The 13576-nt window shown below is 64.3% G+C and carries 16 protein-coding genes; 5 read left to right on the top strand and 11 right to left on the bottom strand.

All coding sequences use genetic code 11. The annotated features are described in order from the left end of the window. Positions 1 to 30: 30 nt before the first annotated feature. The 4 genes from ACFQ6H_RS22315 to sdhC are packed head-to-tail and all read right to left on the bottom strand — an operon-like array spanning position 31 to position 3426. A complete protein-coding gene (locus ACFQ6H_RS22315; RefSeq protein ID WP_378648671.1) occupies positions 31 to 798 on the bottom strand; it encodes a succinate dehydrogenase iron-sulfur subunit in 768 nt (255 codons plus the stop codon). Then, positions 798 to 2549 carry a succinate dehydrogenase flavoprotein subunit gene (sdhA, locus tag ACFQ6H_RS22310; RefSeq protein ID WP_019747692.1) on the bottom strand — a complete coding sequence of 584 codons (1752 nt, stop codon included), beginning with the start codon at positions 2547 to 2549 and terminating at the stop codon, positions 798 to 800. The genes ACFQ6H_RS22315 and sdhA overlap by 1 nt, the downstream gene beginning before the upstream one ends. Before the next feature lie 15 nt (positions 2550 to 2564). Further along, positions 2565 to 3020: a succinate dehydrogenase hydrophobic membrane anchor subunit gene (locus tag ACFQ6H_RS22305; RefSeq protein WP_003940699.1), complete on the bottom strand. Its 456-nt coding sequence runs from the start codon at positions 3018 to 3020 to the stop codon at positions 2565 to 2567. Between the two features lies 1 nt (position 3021). Continuing rightward, positions 3022 to 3426 carry a succinate dehydrogenase, cytochrome b556 subunit gene (sdhC, locus tag ACFQ6H_RS22300; protein ID WP_020969155.1) on the bottom strand — a complete coding sequence of 135 codons (405 nt, stop codon included), beginning with the start codon at positions 3424 to 3426 and terminating at the stop codon, positions 3022 to 3024. A 253-nt stretch (positions 3427 to 3679) separates the two neighbouring features. Here sdhC and ACFQ6H_RS22295 point away from each other — a divergent pair, with 253 nt between their 5' ends. The 3 genes from ACFQ6H_RS22295 to ACFQ6H_RS22285 are packed head-to-tail and all read left to right on the top strand — an operon-like array spanning position 3680 to position 6467. Further along, positions 3680 to 4084, top strand: coding sequence for a cytidine deaminase (locus ACFQ6H_RS22295; protein WP_378636307.1), 405 nt, complete (start codon positions 3680 to 3682; stop codon positions 4082 to 4084). Further along, positions 4077 to 5372, top strand: a complete 1296-nt coding sequence (locus ACFQ6H_RS22290; protein ID WP_378534223.1) for a thymidine phosphorylase — start codon at positions 4077 to 4079, stop codon at positions 5370 to 5372. Before ACFQ6H_RS22295 ends, ACFQ6H_RS22290 begins: the two co-directional genes overlap by 8 nt. Positions 5373 to 5381: 9 nt before the next feature. Next, the gene (locus ACFQ6H_RS22285) at positions 5382 to 6467 is read left to right on the top strand and encodes an adenosine deaminase (RefSeq protein WP_378447694.1); all 1086 of its coding nucleotides are present in this window, start codon (positions 5382 to 5384) and stop codon (positions 6465 to 6467) included. A 14-nt stretch (positions 6468 to 6481) separates the two neighbouring features. Here ACFQ6H_RS22285 and ACFQ6H_RS22280 read toward each other — a convergent pair whose 3' ends face one another. The 5 genes from ACFQ6H_RS22280 to ACFQ6H_RS22260 are packed head-to-tail and all read right to left on the bottom strand — an operon-like array spanning position 6482 to position 9717. Beyond that, entirely contained in the window at positions 6482 to 7720 is a 1239-nt protein-coding gene (locus ACFQ6H_RS22280) for a primosomal protein (protein ID WP_378447693.1), read from the bottom strand. A 47-nt stretch (positions 7721 to 7767) separates the two neighbouring features. After that, a complete protein-coding gene (locus tag ACFQ6H_RS22275) occupies positions 7768 to 8046 on the bottom strand; it encodes a YbaB/EbfC family nucleoid-associated protein (protein ID WP_378648669.1) in 279 nt (92 codons plus the stop codon). A gap of 17 nt (positions 8047 to 8063) precedes the next feature. After that, positions 8064 to 8417: a hypothetical protein gene (locus tag ACFQ6H_RS22270; protein WP_378648667.1), complete on the bottom strand. Its 354-nt coding sequence runs from the start codon at positions 8415 to 8417 to the stop codon at positions 8064 to 8066. Beyond that, positions 8414 to 9406 (bottom strand): C40 family peptidase, encoded by a 993-nt coding sequence (locus ACFQ6H_RS22265; protein ID WP_378648665.1) that lies wholly within the window; start codon positions 9404 to 9406, stop codon positions 8414 to 8416. Before ACFQ6H_RS22265 ends, ACFQ6H_RS22270 begins: the two co-directional genes overlap by 4 nt. Beyond that, positions 9403 to 9717, bottom strand: coding sequence for a type VII secretion target (locus ACFQ6H_RS22260; RefSeq protein WP_378648663.1), 315 nt, complete (start codon positions 9715 to 9717; stop codon positions 9403 to 9405). The genes ACFQ6H_RS22265 and ACFQ6H_RS22260 overlap by 4 nt, the downstream gene beginning before the upstream one ends. An 81-nt stretch (positions 9718 to 9798) precedes the next feature. Here ACFQ6H_RS22260 and upp point away from each other — a divergent pair, with 81 nt between their 5' ends. After that, a complete protein-coding gene (upp, locus tag ACFQ6H_RS22255) occupies positions 9799 to 10422 on the top strand; it encodes a uracil phosphoribosyltransferase (protein ID WP_007727319.1) in 624 nt (207 codons plus the stop codon). On the opposite strand, the gene ACFQ6H_RS22250 is transcribed toward upp, so the two are convergent. Further along, on the bottom strand, positions 10419 to 12011 hold the full coding sequence (locus tag ACFQ6H_RS22250) for a phospho-sugar mutase (RefSeq protein ID WP_378648661.1): 1593 nt from the start codon (positions 12009 to 12011) through the stop codon (positions 10419 to 10421). The genes upp and ACFQ6H_RS22250 overlap by 4 nt on opposite strands. Continuing rightward, positions 12008 to 12805, bottom strand: a complete 798-nt coding sequence (locus ACFQ6H_RS22245; protein ID WP_378447687.1) for a purine-nucleoside phosphorylase — start codon at positions 12803 to 12805, stop codon at positions 12008 to 12010. Before ACFQ6H_RS22245 ends, ACFQ6H_RS22250 begins: the two co-directional genes overlap by 4 nt. Before the next feature lie 67 nt (positions 12806 to 12872). Between ACFQ6H_RS22245 and ACFQ6H_RS22240 the strand changes: the two genes are divergently transcribed. Then, a complete protein-coding gene (locus ACFQ6H_RS22240; RefSeq protein ID WP_003940710.1) occupies positions 12873 to 13571 on the top strand; it encodes an enoyl-CoA hydratase-related protein in 699 nt (232 codons plus the stop codon). Positions 13572 to 13576 lie beyond the last annotated feature (5 nt).

The following is a 13576-nucleotide window of genomic DNA, read 5'->3' as shown; positions in this document are numbered from 1 at the left end:
CTCCCTAACCGCGCACAGGCCGAAGGCCAACTATCGAGCGAAGAGCAGCGCTCGCTTGACTTCCTGAATAGCCTTTGTCACCTGGATGCCGCGGGGGCAGGCGTCGGTGCAGTTGAACGTGGTGCGGCAACGCCACACGCCGTCCTTGTCGTTCAGGATGTCGAGACGCTCGGAAGCGGCCTCGTCACGGCTGTCGAAGATGAACCGGTGTGCGTTCACGATGGCAGCGGGACCGAAGTAGCTGCCGTCGCTCCAGTACACGGGGCACGACGTGGTGCAGCATGCGCAGAGGATGCACTTGGTGGTGTCGTCGAAACGAGCACGGTCGTGCTGGCTCTGGATGCGCTCACGAGTGGGCTCGTTGCCACTGGTGATGAGGAACGGCTTCACGGCGCGGAATGCGTCGAAGAAGGGCTCCATGTCGACAACCAGGTCCTTCTCGACGGGCAGGCCCTTGATGGGCTCGACCGTGATGGTGACAGGTTTGCCGTCCTTGGGGAGCATGTCCTTCATCAGCAGCTTGCAGGCCAGACGGTTCACACCGTTGATCCGCATGGCGTCCGATCCGCAGACTCCGTGTGCGCAGCTGCGACGGAACGTGAGGGTGCCGTCGAGGTAGCCCTTCACGTACAGCAGCAGGTTGAGCAGACGGTCGGTGGGCAGTGCCGGAATCTGGAAACTGTCCCAGTGCTGGCCCTCGCCCGATTCGGGGTTCATCCGCGCGATCTTGAGGGTGACCATGACGGCACCCTCGGGAACTGCGGGGAGTTTTGGTGCATCTACAGCAGGCGCAGACATCAGTACTTACGCTCCATCGGCTCGTAGCGGGTCTGGATCACCGGCTTGTAGTCCAGACGGATGTCGGAGAGCAGGCCGTCACCCTCCTTGTACGCCATCGTGTGCTTCATGTACTCGGCGTCGTTGCGATCCGGGAAGTCCTCGCGAGCGTGGCCGCCGCGCGATTCCTTGCGGTTGAGGGCACCGACGACGGTGACCTCTGCCATTTCGAGGAGGAAGCCCAGCTCGATGGCCTCGAGCAGGTCGCTGTTGTAGCGCTTGCCCTTGTCCTGGACCGTGATGTGGTTGTAGCGCTCCTTGAGTGCACGCACATCCTTGAGTGCCTGGGTGAGGCGCTCTTCGGTGCGGAAGACGGAGGCGTTGTTGTCCATCGACTGCTGCAGCTCGGTGCGGATGTCCGCAACGCGCTCGTGGCCGTGATCGGACAGGATGACGCCGACCCAGTCTTCGACCATCGCGGCCGGGGTTTCCGGCAGGTCGACGAACTCGGTGGAGTTCGCGTACTCGGCGGCAGCGATGCCGGCGCGGCGGCCGAACACGTTGATGTCGAGGAGCGAGTTGGTGCCGAGGCGGTTTGCGCCGTGCACGGAGACGCAGGCACATTCGCCGGCGGCGTACAGGCCCTTGACGACCTCGTCGTTGTTGCGCAGAACCTCACCGTTGATCTTGGTGGGGATACCGCCCATGACGTAGTGGCACGTCGGGTAGACGGGCACGGGCTCCTTGACGGGGTCCACGCCGAGGTAGGTGCGCGAGAACTCCATGATGTCGGGGAGCTTCTCGTCGAGAACTTCCTCGGGGATGTGCGTCACGTCGATGTAGACGTAGTCCTTGTTCGGGCCGGCGCCGCGGCCTTCGAGGACTTCGAGGACCATCGAACGAGCCACGATGTCACGCGGAGCGAGGTCCTTGATGGTGGGGGCGTAGCGCTCCATGAAGCGCTCACCGTCGGCATTTCGGAGAATGCCACCTTCACCACGGACGGCTTCCGAGATCAGGATGCCGAGACCGGCGAGTCCTGTCGGGTGGAACTGGTGGAACTCCATGTCCTCGAGGGGCAGGCCCTTGCGGAAGATGATGCCCATGCCGTCACCGGTGAGGGTGTGCGCGTTGGACGTCGTCTTGTACATGCGTCCCGAGCCGCCGGTCGCGAAGATGATCGACTTGGCGTGGAAGATGTGCAGCTCGCCGGTCGAGAGCTCGTAGCAGATGACACCGGTGGCAACCGGGCCGTCTTCGGTCTCGGTGATGGCGATGTCGAGCGCGTAGAACTCGTTGAAGAACTCGACGTCGTGCTTGACGCAGTTCTGGTAGAGCGTCTGCAGGATCATGTGACCGGTGCGGTCGGCTGCGTAACACGCACGGCGGACGGGTGCCTTGCCGTGGTCACGGGTGTGTCCACCGAATCGACGCTGGTCGATCTTGCCTTCGGGCGTGCGGTTGAACGGCAGGCCCATCTTCTCGAGGTCGAGCACCGCGTCGATGGCCTCTTTGGCCATGATCTCGACGGCGTCCTGGTCGGCGAGGTAGTCGCCGCCCTTGACGGTGTCGAAGGTGTGCCACTCCCAGTTGTCTTCCTCCACGTTCGCCAGTGCGGCACACATGCCGCCCTGGGCCGCGCCGGTGTGGCTGCGGGTGGGGTAGAGCTTGGTCAGTACGGCCGTGCGGGCACGGGGGCCAGCTTCGATTGCCGCACGCATGCCTGCGCCGCCGGCGCCGACGATGACCACGTCATAACGATGTTCCTGCATGAAGTCTGTGCTCCCCTAGCTCGCCGAGATATTGGGGTCGAAGGTGAAGATGACGTACGTGCCCAGGCCCATGATCAGGATCATCGAGAGAACGAGGATCGTGGTCAGCCAGAAGCGCGTCGAGTCCTTACGGGAGTAGTCCGCGATGACCGTGCGCAGGCCGTTGCCGCCGTGCAGCTGTGCCAGCCACAGCATCGTCAGGTCCCAGAACTGCCAGAACGGGCTGGACCAGCGACCTGCGACGAATGCGAAGTTCAGACGGTGAACGCCACCGTCGAGCATCAGCATGATGAACATGTGGCCCAGGACCAGAACGATCAGGGCGACGCCGGAGAAGCGCATGAACAGCCATGCGTACAACTCGAAGTTGTTCCGAGCCTTCGCACGCGGGGACCGCGGGTTGTCCAGGCTTGCGGGACGGTCGTATGAGGTGCCCAGGCTCTTGGCTTCGGGTCCGTGAGTAGTCGCCATGTCAGTGCTCCGCAAACATGTTGATGAGGATGCGTCCGGCGCCTGGGATCATCACCAGGAACCAGATCGTCAGAATGGTCCAGAGCATGACGCGCTGGTACTTCGGGCCCTTCGACCAGAAGTCCACCAACATCACGCGCACGCCGTTGAGGGCGTGGTAGAGGACTACGCCGACGAGGCCGATCTCCATGAGGCCGACGAGGGGGTTCTTGTACGTGTCGATGACGGCGTCGTACGTATCGGGATTGACCCGAACGAGTGCCGTATCGAGAACGTGTACGAATAGGAAGAAGAAAGTAGCGACGCCTGTGATCCGGTGTAGAACCCAGGACCACATTCCGGGGTCGCCCCGGTAAAGCGACCTCGTGCGCTCCTTCTGAGGAGCGGCTTCAGTCGTAGTACTCATCGAGTGCTGTGCCTCCAACGTCATTGGTGGACGCGTCGAGCCTGCAGAGAGCTTCGATGTACCTCAGCCCGGGCTCGACGGGATCCTGAACCGACTTGACTCAGACTCTAAACCTATGTGAAACCGGGAACTAATCAGATGCGGGATTCGTACGCGTACCAAACTCTTTGTAAGGTTTGCCTTTCCAATCTCCGTGAGACGGTTACGGCGTGGTTTCTGCATCCATTCAGTCAGCGTGATTGGATAACGAACCATGGGTGACATCGACTGGAAGTTGTTGCGGCACAACGCGCAAGTGGTCATGCGGCAGGCCTATGCGCCGTACTCGGGGTATGCGGTGGGTGCAGCGGCCCTGGTAGACGATGGTCGAATCGTCTCAGGATGCAATGTGGAAAATGTCTCATACGGTTTGAGCCTGTGCGCCGAATGTGGACTCGTCGGTAACTTGGCCGCCACCGGGGGTGGGCGGCTGGTGGCCTTCACATGCTGCGACGCGAAGGGCGCGATTCTGATGCCCTGCGGCAGGTGTAGACAGCTTCTTCTCGAGCATGGCGGGGGTGAGATGCTTGTCGACACCAGTAGCGGCTTCAGGCCGCTGAGCGAGCTGTTGCCCGATGCTTTCGGGCCGGAACAAGCAGAGGGGCTCCGCCATGTTTGACGCAGTTTCCATCATCGGCGCCAAGCGTGACGGCCGCGAATTGTCGGGGACCGAGATCGACTGGATAGTTCAGGCGTTCACGCAGGGGGTCGTCGGCGACGAACAGATGTCGGCGCTCGCGATGGCGATCTATTTCCGCGGAATGTCGCGGGCGGAGACCGGTCGATGGACCGAAGCGATGATCGAATCCGGCGGGAGGATGGACTTTTCGGACTTGCCGCTGCCCACCGTCGACAAACACTCGACCGGTGGAGTGGGGGACAAGATCACCCTTCCGCTGGCGCCCCTCGTCGCTGCGTGCGGTCTTGCAGTCCCGCAGTTGTCGGGACGTGGACTGGGCCACACCGGTGGAACACTCGACAAGCTCGAGGCCATTCCGGGTTGGCGCGCAGACCTCACGGCGGCAGAGATGGTCGACATACTCTCGGACCCGAAAATCGGTGCCGTGATCTGCGCTGCCGGAGCGAACCTGGCCCCGGCCGACAAGAAGCTCTACGCGCTGCGCGACGTGACCGGCACGGTGGAATCCATTCCGCTGATCGCAAGTTCGATCATGAGCAAGAAGATCGCCGAGGGGACCGGCGCCCTGGTGCTCGACGTCAAAGTCGGTTCCGGAGCGTTCATGAAGGACCTCGGCGACGCCCGGGAGCTGGCTCGCACGATGGTCGAATTGGGCAACGACGCCGGTGTGCGCACTAGCGCCCTCATCACCGGGATGGACACTCCACTGGGACTGACGGCCGGCAACGCTCTCGAAGTACGAGAATCCGTCGAGGTGCTGGCCGGCGGGGGTCCGTCGGACGTCGTCGAGCTGACCCTGGTCCTGGCTCGGGAAATGCTGTCCGCGGCCGGGATCGACGGTATCGACCCGGCAGACAAACTTGCCGACGGCACGGCCATGGACCGATGGCGCGCGATGATCGGCGCACAAGGTGGGGACCCGCACGCAGCGCTGCCGGTGGCTAGGCACAGCGACGTCGTCACCGCGGACCGAGACGGCGTGCTGACCCGACTCGACGCCATGGCGGTGGGCGTCGCAGCCTGGAAACTCGGAGCCGGACGCGAACGGCAGGGTGAGGCCGTGCAGGCCGGCGCAGGCATCGAGATGCACGCAAAGCCGGGCGAAGTGGTCCGCGCCGGGCAGAAGCTGATGACTTTGCACACGGACACTCCCGAGAGATTTGACGCAGCGCGTCGAAGCCTCGGTGGTGGCTGGTCCATCGGGACCGAATCCGACACCGTTTCGCGGCCGCTGCTCATCGAGCGAATTGTGGGTGATTCGCGTTAGCGTTGGCGAATGAACGCACCGGAGTTGACCACGATCCGCAGCGCACCCAAAGTTCTTCTCCACGACCATCTCGACGGAGGACTCCGGCCCGAGACCGTTCTCGAACTGGCCGAGCAGTGTGGCTACGACGAGCTGCCGGCGAATTCGGCATCCGAACTGGCACAATGGTTCCGAACTGCCGCTGACAGCGGTTCACTCGAGCTCTACCTCGAAACGTTCGCGCACACAGTCGCCGTGATGCAGACCCCGGAAGGGCTTGCGCGGGTGGCACGTGAGTGCGCCGAGGATCTGGCCGACGACAACGTCGTCTATGCCGAAATCCGTTTTGCGCCCGAGCAGCACCTGGAACAGGGCCTGAGTTTGGACGAAGTCGTCGAGCACGTGCTCGAGGGCTTCCGAGCCGGCGAATCCGCCGCCAGGGTCGCGGGACGAGAGATCCGAATCGGCTGTCTCCTGACGGCGATGAGGCATGCCGCCCGGTCGCGCGAGATCGCCGAACTCGCGGTGCGATTCCGGGATCGCGGAGTGGTCGGGTTCGACATCGCCGGCGCCGAGGCCGGGAACCCACCGAGCCGGCATCTCGACGCTTTCGAATACATGCGTGATGCGAACGCTCACTTCACGATCCACGCGGGTGAGGCCTTCGGATTGCCGTCGATCCACGAAGCGATCGCGTTCTGCGGAGCGGACCGGTTGGGACACGGCGTGCGGATCGTCGACGACATCGAGGTAGGCGGCCACGGTGGGGCAGAGTTGGGTAGGCTCGCAAACTACGTCCGTGACATGCGCATTCCCCTGGAACTGTGCCCGAGTTCGAACGTACAGACCGGAGCCGTAGCCGCCCTGGCGGACCATCCGTTCGGACTGTTGGCGGACTTGCGTTTCCGCGTGACCGTCAACACCGACAACAGGCTGATGAGCGACACCAGCATGAGCCGGGAAATGGCGGCGTTGGTCGAGACCTTCGGTTACGGCTGGACCGATCTGGAACGCTTCACCATCAATGCGATGAAGTCGGCCTTCATCCCGTTCGACGAGCGCCTCGCATTGATCGACGACGTCATCAAGCCGGGTTACGCCGTGCTCATCGGCTAGATGACGCGCACCGACTACTCAGGTCGCAACCGGGCCTCGAACTCACGCTCGAGTTCACGCCAGGCCTCGGATTCCTTGGTGAACGGCGCACTCGGGGCCATCCGGGACGGATCGGGATTGAGAAGGTAGGAGACGTACCAACCCAGCTCGTTCGACGCGGAGAGAACTTCCTCGGTGGAGTCGTCGTCGGCGAAATCCGCTGCATCGGTGAACAATTCGACGGCAAGCTCCAATTGCTCGGCGTCGACCACGTCCGGGCCCTGCGCGAGGTCGTCGGCGATGCCGGGCAGAACGTAGACGTTCTCGTCCGTGACTTCGATTTCGAGTGAACCGTCGACGGCAGCATTCTGAATCTCGCCGTACGTGCTGACCTGCGAGAGATCGTGTTCGTGGTTGTCCGCGAGATAACGAGCGAGTGCGCGCTCGCTGCGGAAGACGGTGATCAGGCCGTCCTTGCCGAGGAAGATCGCCTGATCTCCCATGTAGCAGCGCAGAGTGTAGAAAGTCTCGGCCGAGGTGATGATGCGGATCGGATCGACGCCGACCTCGCCCCAGAAGGTCTCGACTTCGTCTTCGTCCTCGTCGAGGTCGTCCTCGTCGAATTCCTCGTCCTCGCCCTCCTCGGCGACATCGTCGGCGTCGACGGTGTTCTCGGCAGCAGCGAGCAGTTCAGCTTCCGCGACCGCGACGGCGGCAGCGTCGACCTTCGGGGAGGTGACCACCTTGTCGATGGCGTCGAGAACGGCGTCCCAGTCCTTGACGATTGCGGCACCGACCTGATCCCACAGCTCCAGTCCTTCGCGACCTTCGAAGGTGCCGGCGCCGGTGGCCAGCGCGCCGAGTACCGGATGTCCGCTGAAGAAGCGGATGACCGCGTCGAGTTCGCACACCTCACCGATGTTGCGAGCCATGTTCAGGGTGTCTTCGAGTTCCGAGACCACCAGTGCCTCAGGGTCACCTGCGGCCAGCTCGGGCACGCCGACGAAGTCGAAGGTGAAGTTCTCTTCCGGCTCGAGTTCGGCTGCCGACAGTCCGGAGACGACGGCCCACGCCGGATGCTCGACCAGGTCGTTGTCCGAGTCGGTGCGGATGAATGCCGCGAGTTCCGCGACGGAGGAGAACCCGTAGAGGTCTTCCTCATGGCCGAGAAACGCTTCCCACTCGTCGTCGCCCTCGCGCCAGCGGGGTGCCCACAAAGTGACGAGGTCTCCGTCGGTGAGTCCGATTTCGATAGGGACGATGTCTCCAGCCATGGGCGGAAGCCTATCCACCGCAGAGCGAAAGGCATAGCGGGGGTTGGTCACGTTTGTTTCAGCGACACGAGGAGCTCACCCACCAGCCGTTCTCGTTCATCATTGGACTGCTGAACTGCCTGGTGAATGGTTGCCACCGTCAGTGCGGCTACCGCGGGCGAATCCATGGCGGTGATCGCATCGGTGATCCGCAAGTCGACCAGAGCGCCCAGCCCGTCGACAGTCGCTGTGACTATCCCACCTTCACTCGCGACGACCGCCCGCAGAGCGTTGACCCCGTCGACGACGTCCTGCAACAGCCCGGTCCGGTGTTTCGCCAGCTCCATGATTCGATCCATCTCGTTCATATCGAACGCATCCAGCTCGACGCCAGGCTCTGGTCCTCTGTGGCGTCGACATCAGCCAGTTCGTCTCGCGTCGCGAGACCGAGTCGATCGAGGATCGCCGCCGGCACGCCGGTCTGCTCGAGCTCCACACGATGGCGGACACCGGCTTCGATTGCAGCCTTCGAGGACAGCGCGAGTATCTGTTGCGCCAACCGTGCGCCGCCGTACCGCAGTTCGCCCTGACTGATCCGCAGGTCCACGGGGACAGCATGCTCCGTGGCACGGACCGCGATGGTTCCGGCGCGGTTGACGGCAACGGCGGTGATGATCGGCGGTGATTCCCGCAGGTTCTCGGACATGTTTCCTGTCATTCTGTCGGACGGTAGAAGCCGTGAAAGCCCATGCCGCTGTTCGTGGTTCGGATGGAACTGACTTCGACAGGGTCACCGGCCTCCACCATCTGACCGTTGCCGATCACCATGGCGACGTGTCCGTCCCAGACTGCGAGGTCGCCCGGCATCAGATTGTTCTGATCGACCTGGTTCCCGATTCCTTGTTCCTGGGCCAACCTCGGAATATCGACTCCGGCTTGGCCGTACGCCCATTGCGTCAACCCGCTGCAGTCCAGTCCGACTCCGGGTGTCGTGCCTCCCCAGGCGTACGGGACACCCTGTTGAGTGAGCGCGTTGCGTACGGCGGCAGCGGCCTCGGCGTTCGGTGCGGTGGCGATCGAGCCGTCGGGGAGTTCAACCTCTACACCGCCTGCGGAACCGGAACCACCAGCGGAACCCGAACCACCTGCGGAACCGGAGGGGCCCGCCGAACCCGAGGCGCCTGGCGCGGGTTCCGGTATCGGGACGGGTGGGATCAGCGCGGACATCTTGTCGGTCGACCCGGCCAGTTCACCGCGTACCCGCTCGACTACCGAGACCGCCCGCCCGAGGTGCTCCAACGCGGCCGACAGCAACATCAATTGCCCCATCGGCGTCGCGAGCGTCGGCCCGGCCTTGACGGCGAGCGCCAGAAAGGACTGAAGTATCTCACCGAGTTCGGTCATGCCCGCGGACACGGACGTTGTGGCTTCGTCCACGACGCCGGCGATGTTGCTCCCGCGATCGGCGAGGTTTTGCGTCGACGTCTGCGTCTGCTCGGTTTTGGTCACCGCGGCGGTGAGGGCATTCGACGAACTCTGGGTGGACGCCAGTTCGCTCAGTGCGGCGCTTCCCAATTGGTACGCGATCTCGAGGGCGTCCGAAGCGATGCGGATTCCGACGTCGGGTCCGCCCGGGTCGGCGACACCGGTCCCCACGACGTCGACCAGATCGATGATCGGCCGAGCGAGAGCGTCGACGTCGATCATGAGCGTGCGGCTTCGACGAGAGCCGTTCGGACAGATTCCTCGGAGTCGAGATAGGCGGCGTGGGCGTCAAGCGTCGCGGACTGGACGCTGGAGACCACAGCGGACAGTCGATCGATGTCGTCGACATGCGCTTGTTGTGCTCGGCCCGCGACGCGAACGAAGTCTCCGCCGATCAGCCCCAGCACAGCGGACAGAGCGGTGTGATCGCCGCCGGACGCATCCTGTCGGGCTTGCGCGACGTTGTCGGCAACGGTGCTCAACCGCGCGGCGAACTCCGCGATGCTTTCGGTGTGTAGATCCAGATTTGTCAACTTGTCTTCCCCCCGTTGCGCTTACTCCTTCTTGGACGCCGCGCGGGGTGCTTCGGTTCCCGAGGAACTATTCTGATGGTCATGCAAACGCACGTAGTCGACCATCCGCTCGCGGCGGCCCTCTTGACGACAATGCGTGATGCACGCAGTGAGAACGCGACGTTTCGTTCCGCACTTCGCAGGCTCACGCACATGCTGGTCTACGAGGCCATGCGTGACGCGGAGGTAGAGGAGTTCCCGGTCGACACCCCGGTAGCAGCGACGACGGGCATCCGGCTCGCGAAGCCGCCTTTGCTGGTACCGGTGCTGCGCGCGGGTCTGGGCATGGTCGAACAAGCCAGTGCACTGATCCCGTCGGCCGGGGTTGGCTTTGTCGGAATGGCCCGTGACGAAGAGACACATCAGCCGGTTCCGTACCTCGAATCCCTGCCCGCGGATCTGTCCGGTATCCCGGTATTCGTGCTCGATCCGATGCTCGCGACCGGTGGTTCGATGGTGCACACCATCGACTTGCTGGTTGCGCGTGGCGCGACCGATGTCACGGCAGTGTGCGTCGTAGCTGCTCCGGCCGGCGTCGACGCGCTGGCAGCCTCCGGACACCCGGTACGTCTGGTCATCGCGAGCATCGACGACGGACTCGACGAGAACGCATTCATCGTCCCCGGACTCGGTGACGCCGGCGATCGGCAGTTCGGACCCCGCTAGAGCGAGAGGGCGAAGGTTCGGAGTTCGGCCAGCCGGGCCTTCGCCTGCTCGCGCGCGTTCGCGAGATCGCTGCGGTCGGCTACCGGGACCACGACTTCGAGATAGCACTTGACCTTGGGCTCGGTGCCGGACGGTCGCACAACCACGCGGATCGACCGTCCGTCGAATATCACTGCGTCGGTGCGCATACCGCCGCGAACCAGGGACAAGTCTTCGACGGTCACCGGCTCACCCGCGAGCTGGCCGGGCGGATCGGCGCGTAACCGATTCATCATTTCGGTGATGTCGCTCGAGTCCTCGACGCGGCGGGATACTTGGTCCCCGCAATGCAGTCCGAATTCGACGGCATAGTCGCCCAGAACATCCAAGAGGGTTCTGTTGCTGCCCGCGAGGGTGGCAGCCAGATCGGCCACCAGTACGGCAGCCGAGATTCCGTCCTTGTCGCGCACCACATCCGGATCGACGCAGTGCCCGATCGCTTCTTCGTAGGCGTAGACCAGTCCGTCGCCGGCACGCGTGAGCCACTTGAACCCGGTGAGTGTCTGCGCAAACCTGGCTCCGCGGGCTCTCGCCAACTTCGAGAGCAGGGTCGAGGAGACGATCGTCGTCGCCACCAACGAATCTTCGGGCGCCGTGCTCAGCACGTGGTCGGCCAGAAGCACCCCGGTTTCGTCGCCGCGCAGCATGCGCCACTGATCACCGTCGCGAACTCCGACGGCGCAGCGGTCGGCATCCGGGTCGAGTGCGATCGCCAGATCCGCGTCGACACGTCGGGCGAGTGCGAGAAGCCGGTCTGCGGCGCCGGGCTCTTCGGGATTGGGAAACTCGACGGTCGGAAACGTGGGGTCGGGATCGAACTGCTCCGCCACGACGTGCAGGTCCTCGAATCCCGCTGCTCGCAGAGCAGCGGTCGCAGTCTCGCCGCCGACGCCGTGCATTGCCGTGAGCGCAATCCGGATCGAGCGGGCGTCGCCGTGCGGGAGGGTCGCGATGCGCGCGATGTACTCCTCGACCAGGGAATCGTCGACGGGAAACACCGGCATTCGAGGGACGTCGGAGGCGCCACCGATGCGGGCGATCTCGCTCTCGATTTCACGATCGGCGGGGGAGACGAGTTGCGCCCCACCCGAGAGGTACACCTTGTAGCCGTTGTCGGCAGCAGGATTGTGGGAGGCGGTGATCTGGATACCCGCCGCTGCCCCGAGCCTGCGCACCGCAAACGCCACCAGCGGTGTCGGCAATGGACGGGGGAGCAGGGTCACCTCGAACCCGGCCGCCGCCATGACTTCAGCGGCGGCGAGAGCAAATTCCTCGGAACCGCGCCGAGCGTCGCGGCCGACGACAACGCGGGAGCCGCCCTGGCAGCGAGCTGTCAGCCAGGCCGCCAGACCGGCCGTGGTCCGGATGACGACCGCGAGGTTCATGCCGTTGGGGCCGCCACGCACCGGCCCGCGAAGCCCAGCGGTGCCGAACGCCAGTGGCGAGGAAAAACGTTCGGCCAGTTCATGTTCCGAAAGGGCTGTCAGTTCTGCGCGGGTGACTGGGTCCGGATCGGCGTCGATCCATTCGGTGACGTGGGTAGGTGTCACAGCTGCTCGACCAGTTGCCGCAACAGCACTCCCATCCGGGCCGCCGACGCTTTGCCTGCCGCCAGCACCTCCTGATGGTCGAGCGGGGCACCCGTGATTCCGGCGGCCAGGTTGGTGACCATCGAGATGCCGAGAACGCGGGCGCCGAGCGCGCGGGCCGCAATGGTCTCGTGCACCGTCGACATGCCGACCAGATCGGCGCCGAGTGTACGAAGCATTCGAATCTCGGCCGGAGTCTCGTAGTGCGGACCGGGAAGCCCGGCGTAAACACCCTCGGCAAGGTCCGGGTCGATCGAGCGAGCCAGCGCGCGCAGTTCCGGCGAGTAGGCGTCGACCAGGTCGACGAACTCCGCGCCGACGAGCGGGGACCGGGCCGTCAGGTTCAGATGGTCACTGATCAGCACCGGTTGGCCGACGGCGTAGTTTTCAGCAATACCGCCGGCCGCGTTGGTGAGGATGACGGTGTCGGCGCCGGCAGCGATGGCCGTCCGGACCGGGTGGACGACGGTGGCGAGATCGTGGCCCTCGTACGCATGCGCGCGCCCGAGCAGCAGCAGGACTTCGGTATTCCCGACGCGCACCGAACGAATGGTGCCCGCGTGCCCGAGCGCCGACGGTGGGGCGAAGCCAGGCAGATCGGCCATCGAGACTTCAGCCGTCACGTCCGCACCGGCGTCGCCGAACACGTCTGCGGCGTCGGTCCACCCCGACCCGAGCACGATGGCGACTGACGGTGACGAAGAACCAGTCATGGCGGACAGAGCAGCGGCGGCGGCCTCGGCGATCGTTCCCATGTGAGCAACCCTACTGAGGAGTCGGGTCGGTTCGCCGGGTGAGTTGGCGGGCGTTACTCTCCCATCCATGCCTTATCTCGAACGCGACGGCGACGTATTCATCCTGTACCTCGGCAACGAGGGCGAAACGGACAACGAGAACCGCTTCGGCCCCGAGTGGATCGACGCTGTTCACAGCAAGCTGGACGAAGTCGAAGCGCACGAGGGGCCGGCAGCCCTGGTGACCACGGCGACGGGCAAGTTCTACACGAACGGCCTGGACACGACGTGGATCTTCGGCAATCTCGACGGTCTTCCCGGCTACCTGGACAAGGTCCACACCATCTACAGCCGGCTGCTGACCTTCCCGATGGCCACGGTCGCGGCCGTGCAGGGGCACGCATTCGGCGCCGGCGCCATGCTCGCGTCCTCGCATGATTTCCAGATCATGCGCGCGGACCGCGGCTTCTACTGCCTTCCCGAGGTCGGACTGAACATGCCGTTCACAGTGGGGATGTCTGCATTGCTGAACAGTCGTCTGCCCAAGCAGACGGCGGTCGACGCGATGACGACGGGGCGTCGATTCGGCGGCGCCGACGCGCTTGCTGCCGGCATCGTGCAGGAAACGGTCGACGGCGACGGAGTACTCGCGGCAGCAGTGGCCAAGGCGTCGGCACTGACGTCGACTCACGGCAAGAACTTGGCGGGAATCAAGGCAGGCATCCACCGCGATGCACTTGCGGACCTCGCTCAGGTGACTGACAAGAGCAACTTCTCCTTCGGGTGAGACAA

This window comes from Rhodococcus sp. NPDC056506 (genome assembly GCF_042794945.1).
In the GTDB taxonomy this organism is placed as follows: Bacteria; Actinomycetota; Actinomycetes; order Mycobacteriales; family Mycobacteriaceae; genus Rhodococcus_F.
This window is presented reverse-complemented; position numbering and strand designations above follow the sequence as displayed.

Excerpts from the sequence above, each read along its gene's own strand:
- upp (WP_007727319.1), top strand. The coding sequence starts at position 9,799 with ATGCAAACGCACGTAGTCGACCATCCGCTCGCGGCGGCCCTCTTGACG.
- ACFQ6H_RS22290 (WP_378534223.1), top strand. The coding sequence starts at position 4,077 with ATGTTTGACGCAGTTTCCATCATCGGCGCCAAGCGTGACGGCCGCGAA.
- ACFQ6H_RS22270 (WP_378648667.1), bottom strand. The coding sequence starts at position 8,417 with ATGACAGGAAACATGTCCGAGAACCTGCGGGAATCACCGCCGATCATC.
- sdhA (WP_019747692.1), bottom strand. The coding sequence starts at position 2,549 with ATGCAGGAACATCGTTATGACGTGGTCATCGTCGGCGCCGGCGGCGCA.
- sdhC (WP_020969155.1), bottom strand. The coding sequence starts at position 3,426 with ATGAGTACTACGACTGAAGCCGCTCCTCAGAAGGAGCGCACGAGGTCG.
- ACFQ6H_RS22245 (WP_378447687.1), bottom strand. The coding sequence starts at position 12,805 with ATGGGAACGATCGCCGAGGCCGCCGCCGCTGCTCTGTCCGCCATGACT.
- ACFQ6H_RS22315 (WP_378648671.1), bottom strand. The coding sequence starts at position 798 with ATGTCTGCGCCTGCTGTAGATGCACCAAAACTCCCCGCAGTTCCCGAG.
- ACFQ6H_RS22275 (WP_378648669.1), bottom strand. The coding sequence starts at position 8,046 with ATGGAGCTGGCGAAACACCGGACCGGGCTGTTGCAGGACGTCGTCGAC.
- ACFQ6H_RS22295 (WP_378636307.1), top strand. The coding sequence starts at position 3,680 with ATGGGTGACATCGACTGGAAGTTGTTGCGGCACAACGCGCAAGTGGTC.
- ACFQ6H_RS22240 (WP_003940710.1), top strand. The coding sequence starts at position 12,873 with ATGCCTTATCTCGAACGCGACGGCGACGTATTCATCCTGTACCTCGGC.
- ACFQ6H_RS22280 (WP_378447693.1), bottom strand. The coding sequence starts at position 7,720 with ATGGCTGGAGACATCGTCCCTATCGAAATCGGACTCACCGACGGAGAC.
- ACFQ6H_RS22285 (WP_378447694.1), top strand. The coding sequence starts at position 5,382 with ATGAACGCACCGGAGTTGACCACGATCCGCAGCGCACCCAAAGTTCTT.
- ACFQ6H_RS22305 (WP_003940699.1), bottom strand. The coding sequence starts at position 3,020 with ATGGCGACTACTCACGGACCCGAAGCCAAGAGCCTGGGCACCTCATAC.
- ACFQ6H_RS22265 (WP_378648665.1), bottom strand. The coding sequence starts at position 9,406 with ATGATCGACGTCGACGCTCTCGCTCGGCCGATCATCGATCTGGTCGAC.